The sequence below is a fragment of the Paracoccus sp. MC1854 genome (assembly GCF_014164635.1).
GTDB lineage: Bacteria > Pseudomonadota > Alphaproteobacteria > Rhodobacterales > Rhodobacteraceae > Paracoccus.
In genome coordinates this window covers 1-3,681 of the sequence record NZ_JACJFU010000083.1, presented here as the reverse complement: position 1 = coordinate 3,681, position 3,681 = coordinate 1, and the positions used below count along the sequence as shown (strand labels likewise).

At 65.3% G+C, this 3,681-nt stretch carries 2 protein-coding genes and 2 pseudogenes; 2 read left to right on the top strand and 2 right to left on the bottom strand.

Annotated features, from left to right (window positions below):
* Positions 1 to 147: pseudogene (locus tag H5395_RS17910) on the top strand (IS5/IS1182 family transposase); the annotation flags it as partial.
* Positions 148 to 212: 65 nt separating this feature from the next.
* Here H5395_RS17910 and H5395_RS17905 read toward each other — a convergent pair.
* Together H5395_RS17905 and H5395_RS17900 are read right to left on the bottom strand one after the other, a co-directional pair.
* Positions 213 to 959 carry a PaeR7I family type II restriction endonuclease gene (locus H5395_RS17905; protein ID WP_182793868.1) on the bottom strand — a complete coding sequence of 249 codons (747 nt, stop codon included), beginning with the start codon at positions 957 to 959 and terminating at the stop codon, positions 213 to 215.
* 1 nt (position 960) lies between these two features.
* Positions 961 to 2,601, bottom strand: coding sequence for an Eco57I restriction-modification methylase domain-containing protein (locus tag H5395_RS17900; protein WP_255440807.1), 1,641 nt, complete (start codon positions 2,599 to 2,601; stop codon positions 961 to 963).
* 257 nt (positions 2,602 to 2,858) lie between these two features.
* On the opposite strand from H5395_RS17900, the pseudogene H5395_RS17895 reads away from it, so the two are divergent.
* Positions 2,859 to 3,553, top strand: a pseudogene (locus H5395_RS17895) (IS3 family transposase); the annotation flags it as partial.
* Positions 3,554 to 3,681: the final 128 nt, after the last annotated feature.

Sequence of the window (3,681 nt, the reverse complement as noted above, 5' to 3'; positions counted from 1 at the left end):
GAGGCCAGGATGAGATGCCTCAAGTCGTTCGGCGAGAGGATCGCATCCCGGGACCCCGACCGTCAGACCGCCGAAATCCACGTCCGCATTGCACTGATGAACCGCTTCAATGCACTCGGCACGGCCGCAATCGAACGCGTGGCCTGACGTCAAAAGGGAAAGGGGAAGTCGCCACTAGCGGCCGAGTTCTGCAACAACGCCGAGACGACCCATCACACAGCGCGCGCGGCCGCGGCCGCAATGTGCCCGGCAAAGGCACTGACGAAGGATCGCAGGCTCGTCAGCTCCGACATGTCCGCATAAGTTCCGGTTTCCTTTGCCTCACGCGGGGAGGCGAGGGTACAGGCAGCCGTGTACAGGTTTTCCCGCACGAGCTTCTGGCACAGCAGGTCGTAGCGCTGGAGGTAGGACGCGCCACGGAACTCCGGGAAGATCGGGTAATGCAGCGAGGTTTCCCGCTTGGCGGGACTGCGTGAAGCGGGCGCATCCTCCACCATCATGAGCCAGCCGAGAAAGGGGCGCGGGGTGTCCGCCCCGAACGCACCCTCGCGGTAGGCGGTCCAGAAATCATGGGCGCTGCCGATCGCTTCTTCGGCACGGTTGTTGGCATTGTTCCCGAACGAGGGCCCGACTTGGCTCTTCATCTCCAAGGCAGCGATGAGCCGGCCCTGGTGGATGACAAGGACGTCCCAGAGCTTGGTCGGCCGGAAATAGCCGGGCAAGGTGAGGACATGGCGCTTCTGGTGGATGTCGGCGTGACCGAGCCCGTTTGCCTTGACGAGGTCGATCAGCAGGGCCGTGAAACCATCCATGGTGGTGCCGGCCGTGACCGCGCCGCGCTCGCCGGTGTCCAGGGTCCCGGCCTCGATCTTGGCCTGGAGCGCCTTGGCCCGGTTGCCCCAGAAGGCCATGACAGCTTCACGCGCCTTGCGCTCGTAATCCGCGAGATCGAGAGCCATGCTAGGTTTTGGTGCCCCCGAGGGCGGCCTGTTCGGCGTCCGAGAGCCCATAGAGAGCAAAGACCGCCCGGTTGCAGGCCTCAGGGTCTCCCCGTTCCCCCGCAACCTTCAGCTCAGCCCTCAGGCCCTCCGGCACGTCGCTCCACAGTGGCAGGCGGATGCGCCGCAGATACTGGGCCTGAAACCGCAGGTATCCACCCCGCATCCTGGTCGAGTAGGCGGCGACAAAGAGGCGCGCGATGCCCGACAGGAGCACGGCCTGAAGGGCGCGCACGTCCCAGCTGTCGGAGGTGATGTAGTAGAGGTTGTGGTGCGGGTAGAGCCGACCGTCCTCATAGACGACATGCGCCTCGCCCTTGATGTCCGGGATCAGGAGCTTGGGCGTCCAGGCGATTGAGGGCGTGATGCGGTCGATCGTGCGGTACCAGTTGGCCGGCGCCTTCTGCGCGACATGCCGGCGGGCGATCGGCTCACGCCGAGCCTCAAGGTAGCGCCTGAGCCGCGGATAGCGGGCGAGATCCACCAGCCGGCCGTCATCCTCGAACGGGTTGATGACGCCAAGACCCTGCCATTCGACGGTGCCGCCCTGAATGTCGCGGGTCATCACGAGGGGGAGCTTGCGCTCCTCCTCCACGTCCAGTTCCTCATGGCGGCCAATGAAGGCCTTGTCGGCCCCGGTGGCCACGCCGATCCCGACCTTGCAGCCGGCCTCCTCAAGGGTCGGAAAGCTGGCCTCCAGCCGGCGGACAAGCGCGAGCTGCTCGGAGTCGTCCAGGATCCAAGGCTCCGCGCCGGCGGTGACGCGGGCGATCTCGCGCACCCCACGCGCAGGATCGGGGGCGGCGCCCGTCAGCTCGGCCGCGAGGTCCCCGAGGCTCTCCCGGTCGATCTCGGGACGGTGCGCGATGCGGGTGGGACCGGGCGCTTCGCGGGCAATGATCGTGATGGCCGGATAGGCCACCACGTCCGCGTGGAAGGCCGGCGTGTTCACCATGTCCACATAGGCGCGCAGGTGAAAGCCGTTCGCCACGAAGGCGCGCAAGGGGCCGCCGTAGCGGTTCTTCATCCATCGATCCGAGCAGATGAAGCCGCAGCGCCCGCCGGGCGCCAAAAGACTCAGCGAGCGCTCGATGAAGGGCACGTAGATGTCGGCGCGGTCGTAGATGGTGCCGTAGCGCGTCCGGTATTCCGCCATGAGCGCGTCCGCGATCAGCTCCTGGCGCACATAGGGCGGATTGCCGATCACCACGTCGAAGGCGCCGTCCAGCTCGGCCAGCAGGAAGTCACCCTGCACGAGCCAGGTGCGAGTGAGGGTTTCGGCATCGGCTGCCGAGATGCCTTCCTGGCGCAGCCGCGCGGTCACGAGTTCGCGGGCATGGCTCCAGGAAGCCCGGTGCAGCTCGACACCCTGAATGGCGCGCGCGAGAGCCGGCACGGGCTCCGGCCGGCCTTGGGAAACCCAGGACGCCAGGAGCCGGTCGATCACCGGAAGAAGGAAGTCGCCATGCCCGAACGAGGGCTCCAGGAGTCGCAGCCGCGTGAGGTCCTGGTCGGCCGTGTAGCCGGCGAGATCCAGGATGAAGTCCACCACCTCGCGGCGCGTGAAGACAGCACCACGCATTTCAACGCCAGCCTCGGCCATAGCTTCTACTGCCTCCTTGACGGGACAGAGGCTTTCAAATGAGAGTTGGCGGGGTGCTAAAGCGAAGGTAGGGATGGTCATAAGGCCTCATCTAGCACTCAGCGCGCGCTAAGTCATAGGACGCTTACGAGATAGGCGGTTCCCTACCGGTTCAGCACCATCAGCGCATCCACCATCGGGATGAAATCGTCCGTTGGCCTGCTGCCGGTTTCGTGGACACGACAATAGGATCGTGACCAAGGGACCGGAGACCACACATGACGAGACGGAAGTTCAGCCGCGAGTTCAAAACCGAGGCCGTGAAGCTGGTGACCGAGCGCGGTGTAGCGGTGGCGCAGGCCGCCCGTGACCTCGATGTGGCGGAGAGCGTGTTGCGGCGTTGGATGCGCGAGTTGACGGCTGCTCCTGCTGCAGCTTTTCCCGGCAATGGGCAGATGCGGGCCGATCAGGCCGAGATCGCGGCGCTGAAGAAAGAGGTCGCTCGGCTCCGGGCGGAGCGTGACATCCTCAAGAAGGCCACGGCTTTTTTCGCGCGCGAGGCGACATGAGGTTCGCCTTCATCGCCAGACATCGTCACATCTGGCCGGTCAGCTGGCTCTGCCAGGTGCTGGAGGTTTCGCGTTCGGGCTTCCACGCCTGGCTCAACCGTCCGACCAGCGCCCGCGAGATCCAGGATGCGAAGCTTGTCACAGCCATCGACAAGAGCTTCAGGGCCAGCGATCGGACCTATGGCGCTCGCCGCGTCTGGCGTGACGTGCTCGAGGACGGACTTGCCTGCGGTCTGCATCGGATCGAACGGCTGATGCGCCAGAATGCGATGAGGGCGCGGCCGAGGCGACGTGGGAAGCCTAAAGATGACGGTGAGCGGTCGATTATCGCCGGCAACATCCTCGACCGGAACTTCGAGGCGGATCGGCCAAACCAGAAGTGGCTGGCCGACTTCACCTACATCTGTGAACTGGCCCCCTTTTCGACCGGACACCTGGGCATAGCCATGGAGGCTTAGGCATATGCCTGAGCACGTGCTTATGTCTGAGATCGAGATCATCACCGACGGCGGCCGTCGTCGTCGCTGGAGCG

Excerpts from the sequence above, each read along its gene's own strand:
- H5395_RS17905 (WP_182793868.1), bottom strand. The coding sequence starts at position 959 with ATGGCTCTCGATCTCGCGGATTACGAGCGCAAGGCGCGTGAAGCTGTC.
- H5395_RS17900 (WP_255440807.1), bottom strand. The coding sequence starts at position 2,601 with ATGGCCGAGGCTGGCGTTGAAATGCGTGGTGCTGTCTTCACGCGCCGC.